The organism is Falsiroseomonas tokyonensis, assembly GCF_019024325.1.
Lineage (GTDB): Bacteria > Pseudomonadota > Alphaproteobacteria > Acetobacterales > Acetobacteraceae > Falsiroseomonas > Falsiroseomonas tokyonensis.
Genome location: NZ_JAFNJS010000002.1, coordinates 376326 through 397190 on the forward strand (window position 1 = coordinate 376326; position 20865 = coordinate 397190).

Sequence of the window (20865 nt, forward strand, 5' to 3'; positions counted from 1 at the left end):
ATGGCACGCCTCATCACCCTGAGCGCGGCGCAGGCCGCGACCGCCGTCGAATGGGCCGCGGCCGAGGGCTGGAATCCCGGCCTCTCGGACCTGCCCTGCTTCCTCACCCAGGATCCCGGCCTGTTCCTGGCCATGGAGGAGGACGGCGCGCTGCTCAGCCTGATCTCCGCCACGCGCTACGGCCAGGATTTTGGCTTCATCGGCTTCTACATCGCGCGGCCGGAGCTGCGCGGGCAGGGGCACGGCATGGCGGTGTGGCGCGCCGCCATGGCGCAGCTGGAAGGCCGCCTCATCGGGCTGGATGGCGTGGTCGCGCAGCAGGACAACTACCGCAAATCCGGCTTTCGGCTCGCCTGGAACACCATTCGCTTCGGCGGGGTCCCGCTTCGCCCGCCGGTGCCGGCGCAAGGCATCGTGTCCGCGGCGGAGGTACCCTTCGAAGCCCTGGCCGCGCTGGACCGCAGCGTCTTTCCGGCAAGTCGGGAAAGCTATCTGCGTGCCTGGATCGCCCAGCCCGGCCATGTGGCGCTTGCGCAAGTCACCGATGGCGCGGTCACCGGCTTCGGCGTGATCCGCCCGGCGCGGGAGGGCCACAAGATCGGCCCGCTGACCGCCGAGACCCCGCAGGTGGCCCAGGCCCTGGCCGCCGCGCTGATCGCCCGCGTGCCGAATGGCCCCGTCTTCCTCGACGTGCCGGAGCCGCATCGCGCCGCCGTCGCCCTGGCCGAAAGCCTCGGCCTGACGCCCGGCTTCGAGGCGGCGCGCATGTACACCGGCCCCGCCCCGCAGATCCGGGCGGAGCGGCTGTTCGGGGGCATGAGCCTGGAACTCGGCTGAGCCTTTCAGCCGGCGCGTGCCGCGCGCGCCGCCTCCAGCATCAGCATCTCGCCCAGGTTTTCGTGCGTCAGCACGCCGACCAGGCGGCCGCCCGAATCCACCACGCCGATCGGGCCCGCGGCCTCCTGCATCACGCGCAGCGCCTCCTCCAGCGCCGCGCGATGCGGCACCACCGGCACCTCCCGCCGCATCGCCTCCAGCACCGGCGCATCCGGGCCCTCCTGCTGCAGGGCGCGGATCAGGTCGCTGCGGGTCAGGATGCCGCGCAGTCTTCCGCCGCCATCGACCACGGGAAAGTCGGTCTGCGCGGTGCGGATCAGTAGCTCCGCCGCATCGGCAATGCGTGCCGTCACGGGCAGGCTCTCGAAGCGGGTGATCATGGCGTCTTCCGCCGCCATGCCGCGCGAAAGCTCCCGCAGCTGAACCGCTTGCGCCTCCGCCTGCGCGCCGAGCCAGACGAAGAGCGCGACGAAAACCATCAGCGGCGCGCCGTTCAGCAGGCCCAGCAGCCCGAGCCCGAAGGCGAGCGCCTGGCCGATGCCGGAGGCGATCTCGGTTGCCCGTCGCGCGCCCACGCGCATCGCCAGCAGCGCCCGCAGCACGCGCCCGCCATCCATCGGGAAGGCCGGCAGCAGGTTGAAGACCACCAGCGTGACATTCACCCAGAACAGCCGCGCCAGCATGCCATGCGCCGGGTCTTCGAGCGCGGTCGCCGCCGCCATCGCCGGCACGCCGCCGAGTGCCAGCAGCAGCAGAAGCGCGATCACCACATTCACCGCTGGCCCGGCCAGCGCCACCACCAGCTCCTCCGTGGGTTTTTCCGGGATGCGTTCCAGCCGCGCCACGCCGCCGATCGGCAGCAGGGTGATATCGGGCGTGCGCACGCCGTAGCGGCGGGCGGCCGCGACATGGCCGAATTCATGCAGCAGCACGCAGCCGAAGAGCAGGCAGATGAAGACGATGCCCTGCACCGCCGCCGGCAGCCCGCCCTGCATCCCATGCGCCACGCCGATCCAGGCCAGCAGCAGCAGGAAGGTCAGGTGCAGCCTTATCTCCGTGCCGGCGATGCGGCCGAGCGGGATGGACCAGCTCATGGCGGCGCTTCCTGCGGTGTCGGCCGCAGCCGGGTGACGGGAAAGCCCTGCGCCGCGGCGATGCCGACGGCCTCGGCATATTCGCCCGGCGGCAGCACCGGCCGGCGCGACAGGATCCAGAGGTAGTCCCGCCCCGGCGCGCCCACCACCGCCCAGCGATAGCCGGGATCCAGCCCGATCACCCAGTAGTCGCCATAGAAGGGCCAGAAGAAGCTGACGCGCAGCTTCGCATTGCCGCTGCCCTCCACGACATAGGCCTCGCCCTCCGCCAGCCGCGGCGCACCGGCATCGTCCAGGCAGCGGTTCAGCACGCCCACCTTGCCATCCGGCCGCGGCGTATAGGTGGCGGTGGTATGGGTGCAGCCGCGCGGGCCGTCCTGGAAGCTGTTGGGCAGGCGCGCGATTTCGAACCAGGTACCGGCGTAGCGGGCCAGGTCCACCTGCGGCACCGTCGCCACCGGCGGCCGATCTGGCGCGGTGGCGCAGGCGCCGAGAAGCAGCAGGACAGCAACCAAGGCGCGCTTCATGCGGGATACTCCGAGCCGGGCACCACGCCGGGCGGCAGGGCTGCCACGTGTTCGAAAATGGCGCCGGCGGTGGTGATCCAGATCGTGTCACGATGCTGCGCGATCTCGCCCAGCGCGCGGCGCAGATGCCGCATGCGATGCGGCTGGCCGATGATATACGGGTGCAGCGCGATGCCCATCACCTGCGGCAGCCCGTCCCGCACCTGGTGCAGGCGCTCGTGGAAATCGTCCAGGATCATCTCGGCGAAGGCGGCCGCGCCATCCTTGCGGCCGACGATGGCGGGGATGTCGTTCACCTCCTGCGGATAGGGCATGGCGAGCAGTTTTCCCGCGCGGGTGTTCATCCAGACCGGCGCGTCATCGGCGCACCAGTTCATGCTGTAGGCATACCCCGCTTCCGCCAGCAGGTCGGGCGTGACGCGGCTCTCGGCGATCCAGGGGCTGAGCCAGCCGCGCGGGGCCTGGCCCTCATGCCGGCGGATCGCCTCCGTCGATTCGGCAATCAGCGCGGCCTCCTCGGCCTCCGGCAGGATGGACTGGCGCTCGGAATTGGTGCGGCCGTGGCCGGCCATCTCGTCGCCCCGGGCGCGATGGGCGGCCACCAGTTCCGGCGCGTAGTCATACATGGCGCTGTTCAGCAGCACGGTGGCGGGCAAGCGCAGCTCGTCCAGCAGTTCCAGCAGCCGCCAGGCGCCGACGCGATTGCCATAGTCCCGCCAGGCGAAGTTCAGCACATCCGGCTGCGGCCCGCCGGCCGCCAGTTCCGCCCCCAGCCCCTCGGCGAAGGCGAAATGCTCCAGATTGACGCCGAGATAGACCGCAAGCGCCGCGCCGCCGGGCCAGGCATAGGGCGTGCGGCCGGACCAGCCGGCATAGTCGTAGCGTCCATGGGTAGGCAGCATGGCGGGCCTCCGGCAGCGGAAGCCGGCAGGTTGGGGTATTCGCGGCACAGGGCAAGCCCGATCGGTTCACCGAAGCGCCGGGGGGTGATGACCGTGGCTCCGCCCTGGCCTATTCTCCGCCGCGATATGACCAGGGCGAGACAGGGGGGGGATGCGGCGTCCGCGCTGCTGCAGCGCGAGGCGCGGGCGGCGCGCGGCCGCCTGGGCCTGCCCGTGGGGCTGGGCCTGGCGCAGATCCTCATCGGCATTGCCCAGGCCTGGCTGGTAGCGGGGCTGATCGCCGGGCTGCTGGGCTTTGGGGCGGCGGGCTGGCCGGCGCTGGGCGCCGTAGCCGCCCTGGCGCTGGTCTCCGCCGGGCTCGGCGTGGCGCAGGAAAGGGCGCTGCTGGCGGCCGGGGAGGCGGCGAAGGCGCGCCTCCGCGCCGATGTCTTCCACCGGCTGCTGGCCCAGGCGGCGGAGGATTCCCGGAGCGTCGGTGAGCGCGCCGCCCTGGTGGTGGACCGGATCGAGGCGCTGGAAGGCTTTCTCACCCGTTGGCTGCCGGCGGCCGCACTCGCCATCGCCGGCCCGATCCTGGTGGCCGGCGCCGCCTTCGCCGTGGATGCGACCAGCGGCGCCATCCTGCTGGCCGCCGCCCTGCTGGTGCCGGTCGCCATGGCGGTGACCGGCATCGGCGCCGCCCAGGCCAGCCGCCGGCAATTCGCCGCGCTGGACCTGCTCTCCGGCCGCTTCCTGGACCGCATGCGCGGCCTGCCCACCCTGGTGCTGTTCCGGCGGCAGGAGGCGGAGGCCGAGGCGCTGGGCCGCGCGGCCGAGGATCTGCGCCAACGCACCATGCGGGTGCTGCGGGTGGCCTTCCTGTCTTCCGCCTCGATGGAGGCGCTGGCCGCCGGCGCCATCGCCTGCCTGGCCATCCGGCACGGCGCGGTGCTGGGCCAGAACCATCCGGACCCGGCCGGCGCCATCTTCTGCCTGCTGCTGGTGCCCGCGCTGTTCACCCCACTGCGCGCCTTCTCCCAGGCCTATCACGAGCGCCTGGCCGCGCGCGGTGCGGCGGCCGAGCTGGCGCCGCTGCTGGAGAACGAGGCGCCGGGCGGGCTGAAGCTGGAGGAAGTGCCGGACCGCGTCGTGGTCAGTTTCCGGGATGTGCGGCTGACCTACGACCCCAGCCGCCCGCCCGCCCTGGATGGCCTGACCTTCCGGGTGCTGCCCGGCGAAACCCTGGTGCTGGCGGGACCTTCGGGCGCCGGCAAGTCCTCCATCCTGCGGCTGCTGATGGGGTTCCGCAGGCCGGATGCGGGGCGCATTTCGCTCAATGGCCAGGACGCCACGCTGCTGGCACCGGCGGAGCTGCGCCGCCTGTCCTCCTATGTCGGCCAGCGCGCCCATCTGTTCCGCGGCACGATCCGGGAAAACATCGCCCTGGCCCGGCCGGAGGCGACGGAAGCCGAGGTGGAGGCCGCCGCCACCGCCGCCCGCGTGACGGATTTCGCAAAGACCCTGCCGCAGGGGCTGGAGACCCAGGTGGGGGAGGGCGGCTTCGGCCTGTCCGGCGGCCAGGCGCAGCGGGTCGCCATCGCCCGCGCCTTCCTGCGCGACACGCCGCTGGTGCTGCTGGATGAGCCGACGGCGCATCTGGACCCGGGAACGGAGGCCGATGTGCTGGACAGCCTGCGCCGCCTCTGCACCGGGCGCACCGCCCTCATCGCCAGCCATTCCCGCGCGGCGCAGCGGGCGCTGGGGCGGGTGCTGGAGATCGAGGGCGGGCGCGCGCTGGGCCAGCGGATGGCGGGCGAATGACGGCTGACTTGCTCCGCGTTTTGAGTCTTTGGCGCGGCCGGGCCGGCTGGCTGCTGGCCGGCATGGCCATGGCCTGCGGCGCGGTGCTGGCCGGACTCGCGCTGCTGGGCCTCGCCGGGCGCGGGGTGGCGGAGGGCGTGACCCAGGCGGCCGTCTTCACAGGCGGCGCCGCGGCGCTGATCTGGCTTCGGCCGGTCATCATCCTGCGCCCCCTTTTGCGCTACCTGGAACGGCTGGTCACCCACGCCGCCACCTTCCGGGCGCTGGCCGATACCCGCATCTGGTTCTTTCGCAGGCTCGCCGAACGGCTGCCGGCGGGGCTCGGCTTCCGCCGGGCGGGGGACCTGCTGGGGCGGCTGGTCTCCGACATCGATGCGCTGGACCGCGTCTATCTCGGCGCGCTGGTGCCGGGCGTGGCGGGGGTGGCGGCGGTGCTGGCCATCGCGCTGATCCTGGGCGCCATCGACCCGGCCCTGGCGGCGCTGGTGGCGCTGCCCCTGGCGCTCGCTTTGCTGCTGCCGCCGCTGCTGGCGCCGGGGGCGGCCGCGGCCGGGCAGCGCGTGGCGGAAAGCCAGGGCGCGCTGCGCGCCGTGGTGGTCGATCCGCTGACCGGCATCGAGGATACGCTGGCCGCTGGCGCCGAGCCTCGCGCCAGCGCCCGCGTCGCGCGGGAAGGGGTGGCGCTGGCCGAGGCGCAGCGGGCTCTGGCACGGCGCGGCGCCTGGGGTGGTGCGGCCGGCGCGCTGCTCGGCCAGGCCGCCATGCTGGGCGCGCTGGGCTATGGCCTGGCCATGGGCGAGGCCGGGGTCGCCGCCGCGGTGCTCGGCCTGTTCCTGGCCACCGCGGCCGGGGAGGCGCTGGGCCTGATGCCGCGCGCCGGCGCCGCGCTGGCCGCCGCCGGGGCCAGCGCCCGCCGGCTGTTCGAGGCCGCCGACCAGGCCCCGCCCGTCGCCGAGCCGACCACGCCCGCCGCCATGCCGAAGGGCCATGCCATCCGCATCCGCGACCTGCAATTCGCCTGGACCAAGGACGGCCCGCCGGTCTTCGAGGGGCTGGACCTCGACGTGCCGGAAGGCGCGCGCATCGCGCTGCTCGGGCCCTCGGGCATCGGCAAGTCCACGCTGGCCTCGCTGCTGCTGAAGTTGGCGGCGCCGCAATCGGGCAGCATCACGCTCGGCGGCGCAGATCTCGCGACGCTGCCGGCCGATGCGGTGCGCGCGCGCATCGCCTGCCTGACCCAGGATGCACGGCTGTTCGACGACAGCATCGAGGCCAACCTCCGCATCGGCCGGCCGGAGGCGGAGGAGGGGGCGCTGTGGCAGGCGCTGGACCGCGCCGGGATCGGGGAGGTGGTGCGCAGCCTGCCGGAGGGCCTGGCGACCCGCTGCGGCGAGGCCGGCGCCCGCTTCTCCGGCGGCCAGGCGCGCCGCCTGGTGCTGGCCCGCGCCCTGCTGTCCGAGGCGCCGGTGCTGATCCTGGACGAGCCCGCCGCCGGGCTGGACCCGGAGACGGAGCGCGCCTTCCTGGAGACGCTGGGCGAGGCGACGGCCGGACGCAGCGTGATCCTGATCGTGCACCGGTTGGTGGGCGTGGAGCGGCCGACGCGCATCCTGCGACTGGCCGCGGGGCGCGCCATGCCGGCGATGGGGTAGCTAGGTGCCGTGCGCCGCGCGGCTATCCGCCGGCGCCTGGTCCCGTTCCCGCATCCCATAATCCCGCAGCACGCCCGCCACGCGCAGGCGGTAATCGGCGAAGACGCCGGCGCGGCCCTTCGCTTGCGTCACCCGATGCGCGCCACGGTTGCGCCAGGCCGCCACCGCCGCTTCGTCCCGCCAGAAGGACAGGGACAGCAGCTTCGTGGGGTCGGCGAGCGACTGGAAGCGCTCGATCGACAAGAACCCGTCCACCTCCTGCAACTCCGCCCGCAGCGCGGCGGCGAGGTCCAGGTAGTGCTGGCGCTCGCCCTCGGCTGGCCAGACTTCAAAGATCACGGCAATCATGGGGCCTCCCGCACCCAGCCTGACGGTCAGGCGGTGGCGATGCTACGGTGACGACCGAAGCGAGGAGGCGCCGATGCCCGCAGCCACACCCTTCGATCCGCGCGACCTGCCCGAGAGCAACGCCACCACCTATCCCGAACCCTTCGCCACCAGCGCTCGCCAGCGCTGGAACCGCAGGCTGGGCGATGCGGCGGGGCTGACGCAGTTCGGCGTGAACCTGACGCGCATCGCGCCGGGCGGCCGATCCTCCCAGCGCCACTGGCATCTGAAGGAGGACGAATTCGTCCTCGTGCTGGAAGGCGAGGCCGTGCTGCACAGCGACGCCGGCGAGCAGGTGCTGCGCGCCGGCATGTGCGTGGGCTTCCCGGCCGGCAACCCGGACGGCCACTGCTTCCTGAACCGATCGGCGCGCGACGTGCTGCTGCTGGTCATCGGCAGCCGGATGCCGGGGGAGGTCGCGACCTATCCCGACATCGACATGCTGGTGGGCCCCGGCCCGGATGGCGTGCGTCGCTTCACGCGGAAGGACGGCACGCCCTACTGAGGCTCAGAAAAAAGCTTCCTTCACGCCGCCCAGCCAGAAGCCGAGCGTCGCCTTGGTCTCTGTGGTCGGCACTGGCTTCTCGAAGACGATCTCGGTGCCGCCGACCAGCGCGCCGGTGCTGTCGGTGATCGGGTCGTTCACCTGGTCGATCAGCGCCTCCGCCTCCGCCACCGGCAGCACGCCGTAATGGCCCAGCGTGCGGGCCAGCACGCCGTACTTGGCGCGGGAGGATCCGTCCGCGATCTTGATGCAGATGCCCAAGCCCCGTTCCGGCACCAGGGCCATCACGAAACCTTCCGCGCCCCCCTTCAGCACCACGCGGCCCTGGGTCGCACGGAAGATGCGGGAGGTAGCGGAATCCATGCCCGAGATATGGTCCGGATGCGCCTGCATGGCGCCCAGCACCCGCTTCGCAGCCGCGCGCCGCGCCGGATTCGCGGAATAGCCGAGGCTGAGCCGCGCCGCCGCCTTGGCCAGGTCGCGCATCGGCAGCGCCAGGGCCGGCAGGCCGCAGCCGTCGCGGCCCATCGGCAGCCCGGACGCATCGCGGCCGATATAGTCGGACAGGATCTCGAGATAGAGCCTTTGGGCCGGATGCGCGGCATTCCCGTAGTCCAGGCCCGCGCCCAGGTGGCGCGCCACGGTCAGGAAGCCGCAATGCTTGCCGGAGCAGTTGTGGTACAGCCGCCGCGGCCCGCCCTCGGCGAAAGCGGTCGCCTGGTCGGCCTCGCGCCGCGGCAAAGCCGGGCCGCAGACCAGGGCGCTTTCGTCCAGCCCCAGCCGGCCGAGCCAGTCGCTGACCAGCGCGGTCTGGAAGGGCTGCGCATCATGCGAGGCGCAGGCCATGGCGATGTATTCGTCGGACAGGCCATAGGCCTCCGCCGCGCCGCTCTCGACCAGCGCCATCGCCTGGAAGGGTTTCAGCGCGGAGCGGGGGAAGGTCATCAGCCCCGCATCGCCCCAGCTGCCGACCAGCCTTCCCTCGAAATCGGCCACCACGACGGTGCCCCGGTGCACGCTCTCCACCACAGGGCCGCGCCAGATGCGCGCGAGCTCGACGAAGTCTGTGCCGTCCCTCATATCCGTATCCCTCCGCAGACCTGCCTTTGTGAAGCTGCATGTTCGGTTTCGCAAGCGGCATATGTCAGGCATTCCGCACCTCGTGTGTCAATGTGGCCTGACAGTCACCCGGCTTGACGATATGTCCATGCTGCGGTGCATCATGACCGCCGCCGCAGTGGAGTCAGCGCCACGTCCGAATCCCCAGGCCGCCCCCCAGGCCGCCCCCCGGGCCGAAACGGCGGCGCCACCGTGCCGCTGCTCGCCACCGTCGCCTTCGCCAATGCGCTGGGCGCCGTGATCTTCTTTCCGCTCGGCCCCTTCCTGGCACGCGACCTCGGCATCCCGGTCGAGGATGCGGCGCTGACCACCACCTTCTACACCCTGGCCGCCGGGCTGGGCGGGCTGGTCGGCGCGCTGCTGCTGGGCGGCGTCAGCCGGCGCGCGGCGCTGCTGGGCTCGCTCTGCGGCCTCGGCGTGTTTTCGTTGGCCACCTTCCTGGCGCCGAACTTTCCGCTGCTGCTGGCGGCGCGGGCCTGTGCCGGGGCCTGTGCGGGGCCGCTGATGGCGGCGGTGGTGACCAGCATCGCGGAATCGGTGCCGGAGGAGCGGCGCAACCGCGCCGTCAGCAGCGTGACGGGCGCCTATGGCCTGGCCCTGGTGGCGGGACTTCCGCTGGCGCTGGTGCTGGGCGCCACGGCGGGTGGCTGGCGGGTGCCGATCCTGGCGATTTCGGGCCTCTATCTGCTGCTGCTCTGGCCGGTCTGGTGGCTGCTCGGCCCGCGCCCCGGCCAGCCGCCGCCGGCGCCGCGGCCGCGGGTGACGCTTTCCGGCCTGGCGCGCCTGCTGGGGCGGGGGGAGAGCCTGACGGGGCTGGCGCTGATCGGCGCGGCCTCCTTCGCCACGCTGCTGGTTTCGCCGCACATCGCGGCCTATGCGCTGGGCAATGCGGGGCTGGGGGAGCCGGCGCTGCGGGTGATCTACCTGGTGGGCGGCGCGCTGGCCGTGCTCACCACGCGGGCCACCGGCACGCTGATGGACCGTGTCGGCGTGCTGCCGGCCTCCCTCACCGTGGGCTGCGTGCTGACCACGGTGCTGGTCGCGGCCTTCGCGCTGAGCGGGCCGGCCTGGCTGGTCACGGGGCTGCTCGGCACCGTGCTGGCGGTGCAACTGGCGCGCAGCACCGTGGCCCAGGGTAGCGCCACCCGCGTGGCCCTGCCGGCGGAGCGGATGAGCTATCAATGCCTGGTCGCCGCCACCACCAGTTTCGGCCAGGGGCTGGGGGCCGCGGCCTCCACCCTGGTGGTGCGGGAAAGGCCGGATGGCGGGCTGGACCATATGGGCTGGCTGGTCGGCGCCAGCATCGCGCTCGCCTGGCTGGCGCCGCTGCTGGTGGTGCTGCTGCACCGCCAGCTGGAGCGGCGTGGGGCGGAGTGAGGCTCAGCCGGTCGTGACGTTGGCGGCCCGCACCACCGGCCCCCAGCGGTCGAATTCGGCGCGGACGAAGGCATCGGTCGCCGCCGGGTCCATCCAGATCGGTTCGCTGGCCAGCGAGGTCAGGCGGGACTTCACTGTCTCCGACTCCAGCGCCTCCTTCATCGCCTGGGCCAGGCGGTCGATCACCGGGCCGGGCGTGCCGCGCGGGGCGAACAGGCCGGTCCAGCTGCGCACGGCATAGCCGGGCATGCCCTGCTCCGCGATCGTCGGCAGGTCCGGGCGGATGCGCACCCGCTCCGCCGTGCCGACGCCGATGATGCGCACGCGCCCGCCTTCGGCCGGGCCCACCACCGTCGGCAGGTTCATGAAGGCCATGGGGATGGTGCCGGCGATCAGGTCGTTCGCCACCGGCCCGCCGCCGCGATAGGGCACGTGCACCATCTCGGTGTTCGACATCATCCGGAACAGCTCCCCCGCCAGGTGGTTGGAGGAGGCGGTGCCGGAGGAGCCGAAGGACATGCCGCCGCGCGTCGCGCGAATCTTGGCCAGCAGCTCCTGCACATTGCTGACGCCGAGGCCAGGATGCACCGCCAGCACATTCGGCACGTCCACCATCATGGCGATGCCGGTCAGCGCGTCGCGCACGTCATAGCCCAGGTCGGGCGAGACCAGCGCGTGGAACACATGGTTGGAGGCGGAGGAGACCAGCAGGTTGTAGCCATCCGGCCGGGCGCGAACGATCTGCCCCATGCCGATGGACCCGCCGCCGCCGGCGCGGTTCTCCACCACCACGGATTGCCCGAGGCGTTCCTGCAGCTGCGGCGCGACCAGGCGGGCGACCACGTCGTTGGACCCGCCTGGCGCCCAGGGCACGATCAGGGTGATGGGCCGGGTCGGCCAATTGTCCTGCGCCCGGGCGAGGCCGGGTGCGAGGGCGGGCGCGGCGAGGGCGGCCAGGAGATGGCGGCGCTGCATGGGGATCCTCCGGTTCTTGTTCTGGCGCGAAGAATGCCGGGGCCGGGGGTCGCACGCCAGGGGGCAGGAAGGGTGGGGCCGCGCGACAGCAAGCGCGGCCCCTTCGCGGTGGTTCAGCCGAAGACGCTGAAGTCCGCGTTGGTCATCGCCAGGCCGGTCGAGACGACGGCGAAGGCCACCGCCGCGGTCGCGCCCGTGCCATCCGCATCGAAGGAGAGCTGGCCGGTCGCGGCATCGTACAGGATCCGGTCCTCGGCATCGCCCGCTGCGGCGCCCAGGAAGAAGGCATCCGCATCCGGCTGGCCCTGCGCCAGCCCGGTGAAGATGCTGCCCTGCAGCAGGATCCTGTCGGACCCCACGGTGAAGTCCGTGATGGTATCGACCTGGTCCTGGCCGAGCGCCGTGTTGAACATGAAGTCGTCGGCCTCCGTGCCACCCGTCAGCTGGTCTGCGCCCAGGCCGCCCATCAGCGTATCGGTGCCGGCGCCGCCCAGGATGGTGTCGTTGCCGGCATGGCCGATCAGCTGGTTGTTGGCACCCTGGCCCATGATCCGGTTGTCGAGCTCATTGCCGTCGCCGCGGGTCGCGCCGCCCAGCAGGTTGAGGTTCTCGACCTCGGCCACCAGGGTGTAGCTGATGCTGGACTGCACCAGGTCCGTGCCACCGCCGGCGAACTCGATCACCTGGTCGGAGCCACTGTCCACCACATAGCGGTCATTGCCCGTGCCGCCTTCCATGGAGTCTTGCGCCGCGCCGCCATCGAGGGTGTCGTCGCCCGCGCCGCCCAGCAGCGTGTCGCGCCCCGACCCGCCATTCATCCGGTCGTTGCCGCCGCCACCCTCCAGCCGATTGTCCTGGGCATTGCCAACCAGGCGATCCGCATGGGCGCTGCCCTGCACATTCTCGAAGCCGCTGAAGCTGTCGCCCGTCGCGTCACCGCCCGAGGCGAAGTCCTTCGCGAGGTTGATCGAGATGCCGCTGCTGCTGCCCGTGTAGCTCAGTGTGTCGCGCCCGGCGCCGCCGATGAAGACATCGAGGCCCGCCCCGCCGCGCACCAGCACGCCATTGGCGGCGGAGAGCGAGGCGGCATCCACCGTATTGCCCATGGCGCCGCCATAGATGGTGATCTGCGCATCGGGCAGGCGGGAGAAGTTCGCATCGGTCACGATGATGCTGTTGGCGCCGAGCTGCGACAGGCGGAAGGACTCGATGCCGCTGACGCCGGTGATGCCGACCAGGCCGGCGCTGCTGACATTGATGACGTTGCCGCTGCCGTCGCCGGTCTCGAGGCCGCCGCGGATCGAATCTGTGCCCAGCGCCGCGGCCGAGACCGCGATGATATTGCCGCCGCCGCCGAGGGAGAGCGTATTCGCCGTGCCTTCGCCGAGCAGGATGCGGTTGGCGCCGATGCCGACCGTGATGGTATTGGCATCGCCGTCGCCCACCAGGATGCGGCTGTCGCCGTCGCCGCTGGTGATGGCGTTCACGCCATCGCCGACGACGATGCGGTTGATGCCATCGCCGGCGGTCAGGGTGTTCTGGCCGTTGCCGGCCTGCATGTTGGTCGGGCCATCGGCCACGACGACGGTGTTGTTGCCGTCCTTCAGGCTGATGCGGCTGGCGCTGAGGCCGGAGACGGTGATGGTGTTGTTGCCGCCGCCGGCAAAGATGCTGTCGTCGCCACCGGCGAAGGTCAGGGTGTTGTTGCCATTGCCCAGCGTCACGGCATCGCGGCCGCCGCCGAAGGTCAGCGTATTGTCGCCGTTCTCGCCGGTGACGATATGGTCGTCATCGCCGAAGGTGCGGGTGTTGCTGACATTGCCCAGGTTGACATAAACGGTGGCCATGTTTTTCTTTTCCTTGCCGTGGGCTTGTCTTGCGAACCTGGTCCGGTGACATGCCGCGCGGACATGTCACGCCATCGCCGCGCGGCCGGATGACGCCATGGGGGCGCCGCGCGGCATTTGCGTTCCAATGGGTTGGACTGGGCAGGCAGGGGGAAGGGGAGGCCGGCCCCCCGAGCGAGGGGCAGGGACTGAGGACGGCCGGTCGGCACATCACTCAGTTCGTATTTAAGTAAATACGTTGTTTGGCGACGAACGCCTAACTAATTTTAGCGAAACTGTAAGTATTTGGCGGAAGGTGCCGCGACCGTGATGCGGCGGGCGGGCGCGTCGCCGCGCCTTTCCGCGGCCCTTCAGCCCAGCGCCGCCGCCACCTTGGCGCAGAAGGGGCCCACCGCATCCGGGTGCACCCAGCGCAGCACGGCCACCACCTCGCCGCCCGGCCAGATCCAGGTGACATTGCCGCCGGCGCCCATGGCGAAGACGGAATCGGCCGGCGCCTCCTTCCAGCGGCCGGCGCCGTTCAGCCACCAGAGGAAGCCGTAGCTCGGGTTCAGCGGGCAGGGGGCGATGGATTGTTCGATCCAGGCCGCCGGCACCACCTGCCGCCCCTCCCAGGCGCCCTTGTTCAGCACCAGCTGGCCGATGCGGGCCTGGTCCTCAGCATGGATGCGCATGCCGGCGCCCCAATGCGTGCCGCCGGGCACGGAGGGCAGGCGGCGGCCCTCGATCTCCACCCAGGCATTGTCATAGGGGTACCAGACCCAGTCCCGGCTGCCGCCGATCGGGTCCAGGATGCGCTCGGCGAAAACCTCCGGCAGCGGGCGGCGGAACAGGTGCAGCAGGGACAGCGACAGGCGGTTCACGCGGACGTCGTTGTATTCCCAATAGGTGCCGGGGCGCTGCAGGGCGCGGTCCATGCCCTTGGGGCCGGAGCCTTCGCGGGCCAGGTCGCGGCCGCGGTCGATGCGGTCGGACTTGCCAAACAGTTCGCCCTCCCACTCGCTGGTATTGGTCAGCAGGTGGCGCCAGGTGATCTCGGCATTCTGGTCGGATTCGAAGCCGCCATCCCGCACCCGCACGCGCACCGGCTCGTCCAGGTCCGGCAGCAGCCCATCGGCCTGCGCGATGCCCGCAAGCAGCGAGAGGTAGGATTTCGCGGCGCTGAAGGTCATGTCCGCCTGCCGCGTATCCCCCCAGGAGGCGACGCGCTGGCCGCGATGCAGCACCAGCCCGTTCGGCGCGCCGCGCGGAAACACCGGGCCGAGCACGGCATTGTACGGTGGCGGGTCGAAATGCCCGGCTTCGAGATGCGCCAGCAGGTCGCGCGGGAAGGGGGATTCATGCGCCTCGGCGTAGGCCACGGCGTCGGTCAGGCGGGGGGGCAGGTGCGGGGATGGCTGCGTCATGCGGCCAGGGTGCCCGCGCCTGCCGCGGCCTGGAAGCCCCCGCGAAACCTTTTGAACGGCTTTGGCGAAGTGCTGGCCGTGACCCGGTGAAGGCGTCGCCGCCCCCTGCATCCGCGGCGGAAAACGCCCATATACCGGTCCAACGCAGGAGAGATCCCATCATGACGACGGAAACCGCCACCCTGGGCGGCGGCTGCTTCTGGTGCATCGAGGGCGCGCTGCGCCATGTCAACGGCGTCAGCCGCGTGGAAAGCGGCTATGCCGGCGGCCATGTGTCCAACCCGACCTATGAGCAGGTGTGCGGCAAGCAGACCGGCCATGCCGAGGTGGTGCAGGTGGAATTCGACCCCGCCGTGGTGAGCTATGCAGACCTGCTGCGCATGTTCTTCACCCTGCACGACCCCACCACCAAGGACCGCCAGGGCAACGATGTCGGCCCGCAATACCGCAGCATCATCCTGTACCACTCGCCCGAGCAGCAGCAGACGGCGAAGGATGTGATGGCCGAGGTCGAGGCCTCCGGCATCTGGGGCGCCAGGCTGGTGACCGAACTGGTGCCGCTGGAGAAGTACTGGCCGGGCGAGGCCGAGCACCAGGACTACTTCGCCCGCAACCCCTGGTCGGGCTATTGCCGCGTGGTGGTGGCGCCGAAGGTCGCCAAATTCCGCAAGAGCTTCGCCCACCGCCTGAAGTCCGCCGCGGCCTGAGGAGAGACCCATGAGCCTGTTCAGCAAGGACAAGCCCGCCGAGACCTTCCCGGTGCAGAAGTCGGAGGCCGAGTGGCGGGCCGAGCTTTCGCCCGAGGCCTTCAAGGTGCTGCGCCAGCACGGTACGGAACGCCCCGGCACCAGCCCGCTGCTGTCCGAAAAGCGCCCCGGCACCTTCGCCTGCGCCGCCTGCGGGCATGAGCTGTTCGACAATGCGACGAAGTTCGAAAGCGGCACCGGCTGGCCCAGCTTCTTCCGCCCCCTGCCCGGTGGCATCGCCACCACCACCGACCGCAGCTTCTTCATGACGCGGACGGAGGTGCATTGCGCCAATTGCGGCGGGCATCTCGGCCATGTCTTTCCGGACGGCCCGGCGCCGACCGGGGAACGCTATTGCATGAATGGCGTTGCGATGGTGTTCCAGCCGGCGGGTTAATCCGCCGGCAAGCGGGACCCTGGACAATTCCAAGCCGGACAGCGATTCTGCAAAACGCACTTCCGCCGCTCGAAGGGCCTTCCCGTGCACTGGCGTAGCCTCGCCCTTTGCCTCGCGCTCCTCCTGCCGGCCGGAGCGCGGGCGGATCTGGTCTATGTGCTGAATTCGGCGGATGCCACCATCTCGGTGCTGGATGCGGCGACGCGCACGGAGCGCAACCGCATCCCCGTGCTGCGGGAGCCGCATCACCTGGTGGTGACGCCGGACGGCCGGGAATTGCTGGTGGCGGATTCCGGCGGCAACGAGGTCTTCTTCCTCGACCCCGCGACCGGCCAGGTGCTGCGGCGCGCGCCGATCTCGAACCCCTACCACCTGGAATTCAGCCCGGATGGCCGCTTCCTGGTCATCGCCAGCCTGCGCCGCGGTCAGGTGGATGTGCTGGATGCCCAGACGCTCGCGCTGCTGCAGCGCTTCCGCCCCGGCGACAAGCCCAGTCACATCGCCTTCAGCCCGGACAGCCGCATGGTCTATGTGACCATCCAGGGCGATGGCCAGGTCGCGGCCTTCGACCTGCAGACCATGACCGAGGCCTGGGTCGAGCCAGTCGGGCCGGAACCCGCCGGCATCATCTGGCATCGCGGCAAGCTGGTCCTTGGCATCATGGGCAGCACCCATTTCGTCACGCTGGACCCCACGACGCGGGAGGTGGCGCCGGCCTTCACCCTGGGCCGCGGCGCCCATACCATCTACCCCGCGCCGGATGGCCGCGCGCTTTATGCGACCAGCCGGGTGGACAGCCGGGTGGCCGAGATCGACCCCGAAACGCTCACCGTGCGCCGCACCTGGGCCATCCCCGGCGGGCCGGATTGCCTGACCTTCGACCCCCAGGGCCGGGTCTGGATGACGCTGCGCTGGTCCCGCTCCGTCGCCATCCTCGACCCGGCGGCGGACCGTTGGGAAACGGCGCGCGTCGGCCGGTCGCCGCATGGCATCTTCTACAAGTCGATGGGGCAGGGCGCCGATTTCGCCATGGCGCAGCCTGGCGCCGTATCCGGCACCCGGCCGCTGCCCGCGCCGCTGCCGGGCCGGCCGGGCGCGACGCCGCCGGCGGCGGCCGGGCTGGTGCCGGGCAGTATCCCGCCGCATCCGCCTGTGCGGCCGGCCTCTCTGCAACGCCCGCGATGAAGGCGGGCCGTCGGGCCCTGCTGGCGGGCGGTCTCGCGGCACTGGCCGCCCCGGCACTGGCCCAGGGGCCGCAGGGTTGCCGTGGGCAGGTCTTTCTCACCATCGACACGGGCTGGAGCCGGGAGGCCGATTCCATCGCCGCCATCCTGCGCCGCCATGCGGTCACCGCCACGCTCTTCATCGCGGACGAGCCCACCTATCGCGGCGACACCACCCTGTCCGAAAGCTGGGCGCCCTTCTGGCGCGCCCGGGTGGCGGAGGGCCACAGCTTTGCCAGCCATACCTGGCGCCACTGGTATTTTGCCAATGACCCCGGCCCGGGGCGGACCACCTTCCGGTCGCGCCGTGGGCAGGGGCAGGAGGTGCTGGACCAGGCGGGGCTCTGTGCCGAACTGGCCCGCCCGATCGCGGCGCTGCGCCGTTTCGCGCCGGAGGCGCGCGTGCTGCCGCTGTGGCGCGCGCCGGGCGGGATCGTCACGCGCAATGCGGTGGCCATGGCCGCCGCCTGCGGCCTGCGCCACCAGGGCTGGACCCGCAACGGCTTCCTGGGCGACGAGCTGGACAGCTCTGCCCATCCCAACGCCGCCCTGCTGCGCCGCAACCTGGCCAATATCGGGCACGGCGAAGTGCTCGTCATGCATTGGGGCGTGCGCAGCAGGCGCGAGCCCTTTGCCGGCATTCTGGAGGCGCTGGTCACGGGCCTGCTGGCCCGCGGCCTGTGCTTCGCGCCGCTGCCGCCCGAAGGCGTGGCCTGACGTGCTGTTTCAGCGCATTTTCCGGGTCGCCTTGCGAAGCCGCAAGGCTTGAAAATGCTTCAGCGATAGTTCGGCTGGTAGCCGGCCGGCGGGGCGCCCTGGTGCCAATTGCCGTACTGGTCGTACCAGCCGCCGTAGCGGGGGTCGCGCTGCTGGGCGACATACGGATCCTGCGGAATCCGCTCCGGCTCCGGCGCCGGGGTCAGCGCGCCGCCCACGGCACCCAGCGCGCCGCCGATCAGCGCGCCGCGCCCGGCGCTGCCGGTGACGGAGCCGATCAGCGCGCCGGCGCCGGCGCCCAGCGCACCACCGGCCAGCGCCCGCTGATTGCGGTCGTTCGGATCGCTGCAGGCGGCCAGCGCCAGGATGGGGGTTGCCAGCAGCAGGGCGCGGGATGGGCGCATGGAGGGTCTCCTCGTCAGGTGACAGATGTCGGGTCGCGCCCGGCCGGCGCCAAGTCCGGTCGGGGCGTCGTAACCACAACGTGCCGGCCGGATCGGGGTTCTTTTGTGGTCGCAAGCGCGCCTTCGCATGGCGCCAGAACGTGGCTTTTCCCTCATCTGCGCGGCCTGCTAGCCTGCCGTCTCGGCAAGACAACGGATGGGCGGCATGGACAGGCGGATGATGCTCGGCGGCGCCGCGGCGCTGCTGGCGGGCGCCAGGGCGGCAGGCGCGCAACAGGCCGTGCCGCATCACGGCGTTCCGATCCCGTCCGACCGCATGGCGCCGCTGCGCGGCCAGGGGCCGGTGGTGCTGACCCCCGCGCAATATGCCCAGCGCTTCGTCGACAGCCCCGCACCCGCCGGCCCGCCCGGCCGCTGGGTGAACCGCGCGCCGCTGCCGCTGCCGCGCACGGAAATGGCCTGGGCCGCCGAATGGGCTGGCAAGCTGCATGTCGTCGGCGGCTATGCCGAGCAGCAGGTGAACAACACCTGGCACCACATCTACGACCCCGTCACGGACAGCTGGCGGGAAGCCGCCCGCCTGCCGCGCGGCGCCAATCATGTGGGCGTGGTGGCCACCGGCGGCCGGGTCTATGCCTTCGGTGGCTTCAGCAACCAGAATCGCGGCGCCGATACGCTGGCCTTCGCCTATGACGTGGCCGCCGATCGCTGGGACCGGCTGGCCCCCATGCCACGCCCGCGCGGCGCCGGGGCGCTGGCCGTGCTGGACGGCAAGATCCACCATATCGGCGGCGCCTCGGAGCCGGAGGCGGAGCGCGCCTCGGTCGGCTGGCACGAGGTCTATGATCCGCAGGCGGACAAGTGGGAGATGCGCAAGGCGCTGCCCGGCGCGCGGGACCATGCCGGCGTGCTGGCGCATGACGGCGTGATCCACATCATCGGCGGCCGCTTCAACACCTTCGAATACAATACCGGCCTGCACCATGTGTACCTGCCGGCGCAGGACACCTGGGTGGAACGCGCGCCCCTGCCCACGCCGCGCTCCGGCCACGGGCTGGTGCTCTACCGCGGCCGTTTCTTCGCCATGGGCGGCGAGAGCGGCTGGTTCGAGAACCGCATGCTGACCGGCCGCGTGCACGGCCAGATGGAAAGCTACGACCCGGTCACCGACACCTGGCAGCACCACGCCCCGATGCCGACGCCGCGCCACGGCATGGGCGCCGTTACCATCGGCGATTTCATCTATGTCGCCGGCGGGGGTCCCGTGGTGGGCGGGGGAATCAAGACCGCGGTGCATGAGGCCTTTACCCTCGGGTGATGCGGCGCCGGTCCTTCCTGGCGGCGCCGTCGCTGCTGCTGGCGGCGCCGGCTGTCGCGGCCACGGCGCAGGGCGAGGCGGCGGCGGCCTTGCTCTCCGCGTTGCGCGCTGGCGGCGTGGTGGTCGTGCTGCGGCATGGCATCACGGATCGCAGCCAGGCCGATACCGGCCGGCTGGAAGACCGGGCGGGGCAACGCAACCTCTCCGAGGCCGGGCGCGCCCAGTCGCGCCGCCTGGGTCAGTCCTTCGCCGCGCGCGGCATCCGGCTGGGCGAGGTGCGGACCAGCCCGGTGTTCCGGGCGCGCGACACGGCGGAGCTTGCCTTCGGCGCCCGGGCGGTGGTGGAGGCGCGGCTGACGGCGGATGACTACACGCCCGATCCGGCGCTGCTGGCGGCGAACATCGCCTGGCTGCGCGACCGCGTCCGCCGCCCCTCCGCGCCCGATGCGGTGGATGTGCTGGTCGGCCATATCGTGCCGCTGGGCATGGTGCTGGGGCGCGGCCTGAGCCAGGCGGAGTATCCCGAAGGCGCGCTGGCCATTTTCGCGCCCCAGGCGGGTCTGCTCGGCATGCTGGCGGCGGAGACGCTGGCCTAGGGGTTGGGCTTCGGCGGCTCCCGGATCGCAACCTCCGAGGATTTCAGCACGCTCGGCACCAGCCGTTCCGAGAATCCGGCCAGGAAGCTCCAGACCACCAGCAGCGCCAGCTGCGCATTGGGCAGCACCAGGCTGAGCGAGGTGATCGGCGCCGTGGCCTCCTTCGGATGGGCGAACTGGTCGAAGCCCAATTGGGAAAAATTCGGGATCAGCGCGCCCCCCACCACGCCCGAGAGCAGGAAGAAATAGACGATGATGGCGCCCGTGGTGCCGACCGCGCCGCGCAGCACATTGGACCAGAGGCTGCGCGCATCGTTCAGCTCGCCCAGCGTCATGGCGGCGCGGTTCGCCTGCAGCGTCAGCAGGCGGCTGAACATGGCGCCGAAGAAGCCGGTGCTGGCGGCGGTATAGAGCGGCAGCCAGGCCCAGCCGGAAAAGGCCAGCGGCCCCGGCGGGACCGGGCGCGGCGCCAGGTAGATGGCGAGATAGGGCAGCAGGAAGATGGCGCAGCCCACGATGCCAAGGAAGGCGACCAGCCGCGCCGCCTTCTTCTGGATCGGCCGCGCGTGGAATTTGCGCTGCAGCGTCGTATGCGTCTCCTCCAACACCGCCAGCAGCAGTGCGCGCAGCCGCGTCGCGCCACCCGGCTTCAACCCGGGCGGGGTCTGCGCGGTATCGCTGACCAGCGGCAGTGCGGCATCGAAATAGGACTGCAGCCGCGGCGCGCTTTGCACCCGCTGCTCCACCGCCTGGTCCAGCCGGCGGCGCAGTTCCGCCACCAGCGTCTCCTCCGGCTCCAGCAAGGCGAGGCGGCGCTCGGCCTGGTAGATGCGGCTCCAGAGCAGGTCCTCGGGTTCCGCCGCGCCGTCCAGGCAATCGGCACGCAGCTTCGCGATGGTGGCGCGGATTTCCGAAAGCTCCGGCGGCAGCGGTCCTGACGAGGCCAATCGCCCTGCCAGGAAGTCGGCCCGTACCTCCAGCTGCGCCAGGTGGTTATGGACCATGGGATTCTGCGGAAGGATCGTCATGGCCTGCC

Annotated in this window: 21 protein-coding genes; 11 read left to right on the forward strand and 10 right to left on the reverse strand. The window is 71.7% G+C overall.

All coding sequences use genetic code 11. The features are described from left to right. Nucleotides 1-837 carry a GNAT family N-acetyltransferase gene (locus J3S20_RS07965; RefSeq protein ID WP_216835915.1) on the forward strand — a complete coding sequence of 279 codons (837 nt, stop codon included), beginning with the start codon at nucleotides 1-3 and terminating at the stop codon, nucleotides 835-837. 5 nt (nucleotides 838-842) lie between these two features. On the opposite strand, the gene J3S20_RS07970 is transcribed toward J3S20_RS07965, so the two are convergent. The 3 genes from J3S20_RS07970 to J3S20_RS07980 are packed head-to-tail and all read right to left on the reverse strand — an operon-like array spanning nucleotide 843 to nucleotide 3360. Next, on the reverse strand, nucleotides 843-1931 hold the full coding sequence (locus J3S20_RS07970) for a site-2 protease family protein (RefSeq protein ID WP_216835916.1): 1089 nt from the start codon (nucleotides 1929-1931) through the stop codon (nucleotides 843-845). Beyond that, nucleotides 1928-2458, reverse strand: a complete 531-nt coding sequence (locus tag J3S20_RS07975; RefSeq protein WP_216835917.1) for a lipocalin family protein — start codon at nucleotides 2456-2458, stop codon at nucleotides 1928-1930. The genes J3S20_RS07970 and J3S20_RS07975 overlap by 4 nt, the downstream gene beginning before the upstream one ends. Beyond that, nucleotides 2455-3360: a polysaccharide deacetylase family protein gene (locus J3S20_RS07980; RefSeq protein WP_216835918.1), complete on the reverse strand. Its 906-nt coding sequence runs from the start codon at nucleotides 3358-3360 to the stop codon at nucleotides 2455-2457. Before J3S20_RS07980 ends, J3S20_RS07975 begins: the two co-directional genes overlap by 4 nt. 126 nt (nucleotides 3361-3486) lie before the next feature. Between J3S20_RS07980 and cydD the strand changes: the two genes are divergently transcribed. After that, a complete protein-coding gene (gene cydD / locus J3S20_RS07985; RefSeq protein ID WP_216835919.1) occupies nucleotides 3487-5160 on the forward strand; it encodes a thiol reductant ABC exporter subunit CydD in 1674 nt (557 codons plus the stop codon). After that, nucleotides 5157-6812 carry a thiol reductant ABC exporter subunit CydC gene (gene cydC / locus J3S20_RS07990; protein ID WP_216835920.1) on the forward strand — a complete coding sequence of 552 codons (1656 nt, stop codon included), beginning with the start codon at nucleotides 5157-5159 and terminating at the stop codon, nucleotides 6810-6812. The genes cydD and cydC overlap by 4 nt, the downstream gene beginning before the upstream one ends. Here cydC and J3S20_RS07995 read toward each other — a convergent pair whose 3' ends face one another. Beyond that, the gene (locus tag J3S20_RS07995) at nucleotides 6813-7160 is read right to left on the reverse strand and encodes an antibiotic biosynthesis monooxygenase family protein (RefSeq protein ID WP_216835921.1); all 348 of its coding nucleotides are present in this window, start codon (nucleotides 7158-7160) and stop codon (nucleotides 6813-6815) included. It lies immediately after the preceding gene. Between the two features lie 73 nt (nucleotides 7161-7233). Between J3S20_RS07995 and J3S20_RS08000 the strand changes: the two genes are divergently transcribed. Next, the gene (locus J3S20_RS08000) at nucleotides 7234-7704 is read left to right on the forward strand and encodes a cupin domain-containing protein (RefSeq protein WP_216835922.1); all 471 of its coding nucleotides are present in this window, start codon (nucleotides 7234-7236) and stop codon (nucleotides 7702-7704) included. A gap of 3 nt (nucleotides 7705-7707) precedes the next feature. On the opposite strand, the gene J3S20_RS08005 is transcribed toward J3S20_RS08000, so the two are convergent. After that, nucleotides 7708-8784 carry an asparaginase gene (locus J3S20_RS08005; RefSeq protein WP_216835923.1) on the reverse strand — a complete coding sequence of 359 codons (1077 nt, stop codon included), beginning with the start codon at nucleotides 8782-8784 and terminating at the stop codon, nucleotides 7708-7710. A gap of 231 nt (nucleotides 8785-9015) precedes the next feature. On the opposite strand from J3S20_RS08005, the gene J3S20_RS08010 reads away from it, so the two are divergent. After that, entirely contained in the window at nucleotides 9016-10200 is a 1185-nt protein-coding gene (locus J3S20_RS08010; protein ID WP_216835924.1) for an MFS transporter, read from the forward strand. Between the two features lie 3 nt (nucleotides 10201-10203). On the opposite strand, the gene J3S20_RS08015 is transcribed toward J3S20_RS08010, so the two are convergent. From J3S20_RS08015 to J3S20_RS08025, 3 genes are all read right to left on the reverse strand, one after another. After that, nucleotides 10204-11175, reverse strand: a complete 972-nt coding sequence (locus J3S20_RS08015; RefSeq protein ID WP_216835925.1) for a Bug family tripartite tricarboxylate transporter substrate binding protein — start codon at nucleotides 11173-11175, stop codon at nucleotides 10204-10206. Nucleotides 11176-11288: 113 nt separating this feature from the next. Beyond that, complete coding sequence (locus J3S20_RS08020) at nucleotides 11289-13022, reverse strand: calcium-binding protein (RefSeq protein ID WP_216835926.1); 1734 nt, start codon at nucleotides 13020-13022, stop codon at nucleotides 11289-11291. A 350-nt stretch (nucleotides 13023-13372) separates the two neighbouring features. Further along, nucleotides 13373-14428: a serine hydrolase domain-containing protein gene (locus J3S20_RS08025; RefSeq protein ID WP_216835927.1), complete on the reverse strand. Its 1056-nt coding sequence runs from the start codon at nucleotides 14426-14428 to the stop codon at nucleotides 13373-13375. A gap of 161 nt (nucleotides 14429-14589) precedes the next feature. Between J3S20_RS08025 and msrA the strand changes: the two genes are divergently transcribed. From msrA to J3S20_RS08045, 4 genes are all read left to right on the forward strand, one after another. After that, on the forward strand, nucleotides 14590-15135 hold the full coding sequence (msrA, locus tag J3S20_RS08030; RefSeq protein ID WP_216835928.1) for a peptide-methionine (S)-S-oxide reductase MsrA: 546 nt from the start codon (nucleotides 14590-14592) through the stop codon (nucleotides 15133-15135). Nucleotides 15136-15145: 10 nt separating this feature from the next. Continuing rightward, nucleotides 15146-15571 carry a peptide-methionine (R)-S-oxide reductase MsrB gene (gene msrB, locus J3S20_RS08035; protein ID WP_216835929.1) on the forward strand — a complete coding sequence of 142 codons (426 nt, stop codon included), beginning with the start codon at nucleotides 15146-15148 and terminating at the stop codon, nucleotides 15569-15571. 84 nt (nucleotides 15572-15655) lie between these two features. Then, nucleotides 15656-16756, forward strand: a complete 1101-nt coding sequence (locus tag J3S20_RS08040; protein ID WP_216835930.1) for a YVTN family beta-propeller repeat protein — start codon at nucleotides 15656-15658, stop codon at nucleotides 16754-16756. Further along, nucleotides 16753-17511, forward strand: a complete 759-nt coding sequence (locus tag J3S20_RS08045) for a polysaccharide deacetylase family protein (RefSeq protein WP_216835931.1) — start codon at nucleotides 16753-16755, stop codon at nucleotides 17509-17511. Before J3S20_RS08040 ends, J3S20_RS08045 begins: the two co-directional genes overlap by 4 nt. 59 nt (nucleotides 17512-17570) lie before the next feature. Here J3S20_RS08045 and J3S20_RS08050 read toward each other — a convergent pair whose 3' ends face one another. Further along, on the reverse strand, nucleotides 17571-17915 hold the full coding sequence (locus J3S20_RS08050) for a YMGG-like glycine zipper-containing protein (RefSeq protein WP_216835932.1): 345 nt from the start codon (nucleotides 17913-17915) through the stop codon (nucleotides 17571-17573). 205 nt (nucleotides 17916-18120) lie between these two features. On the opposite strand from J3S20_RS08050, the gene J3S20_RS08055 reads away from it, so the two are divergent. Continuing rightward, the gene (locus J3S20_RS08055; protein WP_216835933.1) at nucleotides 18121-19233 is read left to right on the forward strand and encodes a Kelch repeat-containing protein; all 1113 of its coding nucleotides are present in this window, start codon (nucleotides 18121-18123) and stop codon (nucleotides 19231-19233) included. Continuing rightward, complete coding sequence (locus J3S20_RS08060; RefSeq protein WP_216835934.1) at nucleotides 19233-19829, forward strand: histidine phosphatase family protein; 597 nt, start codon at nucleotides 19233-19235, stop codon at nucleotides 19827-19829. Before J3S20_RS08055 ends, J3S20_RS08060 begins: the two co-directional genes overlap by 1 nt. On the opposite strand, the gene J3S20_RS08065 is transcribed toward J3S20_RS08060, so the two are convergent. Continuing rightward, nucleotides 19826-20857 carry a hypothetical protein gene (locus tag J3S20_RS08065; protein WP_216835935.1) on the reverse strand — a complete coding sequence of 344 codons (1032 nt, stop codon included), beginning with the start codon at nucleotides 20855-20857 and terminating at the stop codon, nucleotides 19826-19828. The genes J3S20_RS08060 and J3S20_RS08065 overlap by 4 nt on opposite strands. Nucleotides 20858-20865: the final 8 nt, after the last annotated feature.

What these genes read in the sequence shown, in the direction of transcription:
- J3S20_RS07965 (WP_216835915.1), top strand. Translation starts at nt 1, where the DNA reads ATGGCACGCCTCATCACCCTGAGCGCGGCGCAGGCCGCGACCGCCGTC.
- J3S20_RS07970 (WP_216835916.1), bottom strand. Translation starts at nt 1,931, where the DNA reads ATGAGCTGGTCCATCCCGCTCGGCCGCATCGCCGGCACGGAGATAAGG.
- J3S20_RS07975 (WP_216835917.1), bottom strand. Translation starts at nt 2,458, where the DNA reads ATGAAGCGCGCCTTGGTTGCTGTCCTGCTGCTTCTCGGCGCCTGCGCC.
- J3S20_RS07980 (WP_216835918.1), bottom strand. Translation starts at nt 3,360, where the DNA reads ATGCTGCCTACCCATGGACGCTACGACTATGCCGGCTGGTCCGGCCGC.
- cydD (WP_216835919.1), top strand. Translation starts at nt 3,487, where the DNA reads ATGACCAGGGCGAGACAGGGGGGGGATGCGGCGTCCGCGCTGCTGCAG.
- cydC (WP_216835920.1), top strand. Translation starts at nt 5,157, where the DNA reads ATGACGGCTGACTTGCTCCGCGTTTTGAGTCTTTGGCGCGGCCGGGCC.
- J3S20_RS07995 (WP_216835921.1), bottom strand. Translation starts at nt 7,160, where the DNA reads ATGATTGCCGTGATCTTTGAAGTCTGGCCAGCCGAGGGCGAGCGCCAG.
- J3S20_RS08000 (WP_216835922.1), top strand. Translation starts at nt 7,234, where the DNA reads ATGCCCGCAGCCACACCCTTCGATCCGCGCGACCTGCCCGAGAGCAAC.
- J3S20_RS08005 (WP_216835923.1), bottom strand. Translation starts at nt 8,784, where the DNA reads ATGAGGGACGGCACAGACTTCGTCGAGCTCGCGCGCATCTGGCGCGGC.
- J3S20_RS08015 (WP_216835925.1), bottom strand. Translation starts at nt 11,175, where the DNA reads ATGCAGCGCCGCCATCTCCTGGCCGCCCTCGCCGCGCCCGCCCTCGCA.
- J3S20_RS08020 (WP_216835926.1), bottom strand. Translation starts at nt 13,022, where the DNA reads ATGGCCACCGTTTATGTCAACCTGGGCAATGTCAGCAACACCCGCACC.
- J3S20_RS08025 (WP_216835927.1), bottom strand. Translation starts at nt 14,428, where the DNA reads ATGACGCAGCCATCCCCGCACCTGCCCCCCCGCCTGACCGACGCCGTG.
- msrA (WP_216835928.1), top strand. Translation starts at nt 14,590, where the DNA reads ATGACGACGGAAACCGCCACCCTGGGCGGCGGCTGCTTCTGGTGCATC.
- msrB (WP_216835929.1), top strand. Translation starts at nt 15,146, where the DNA reads ATGAGCCTGTTCAGCAAGGACAAGCCCGCCGAGACCTTCCCGGTGCAG.
- J3S20_RS08045 (WP_216835931.1), top strand. Translation starts at nt 16,753, where the DNA reads ATGAAGGCGGGCCGTCGGGCCCTGCTGGCGGGCGGTCTCGCGGCACTG.
- J3S20_RS08050 (WP_216835932.1), bottom strand. Translation starts at nt 17,915, where the DNA reads ATGCGCCCATCCCGCGCCCTGCTGCTGGCAACCCCCATCCTGGCGCTG.
- J3S20_RS08055 (WP_216835933.1), top strand. Translation starts at nt 18,121, where the DNA reads ATGGACAGGCGGATGATGCTCGGCGGCGCCGCGGCGCTGCTGGCGGGC.
- J3S20_RS08060 (WP_216835934.1), top strand. Translation starts at nt 19,233, where the DNA reads ATGCGGCGCCGGTCCTTCCTGGCGGCGCCGTCGCTGCTGCTGGCGGCG.
- J3S20_RS08065 (WP_216835935.1), bottom strand. Translation starts at nt 20,857, where the DNA reads ATGACGATCCTTCCGCAGAATCCCATGGTCCATAACCACCTGGCGCAG.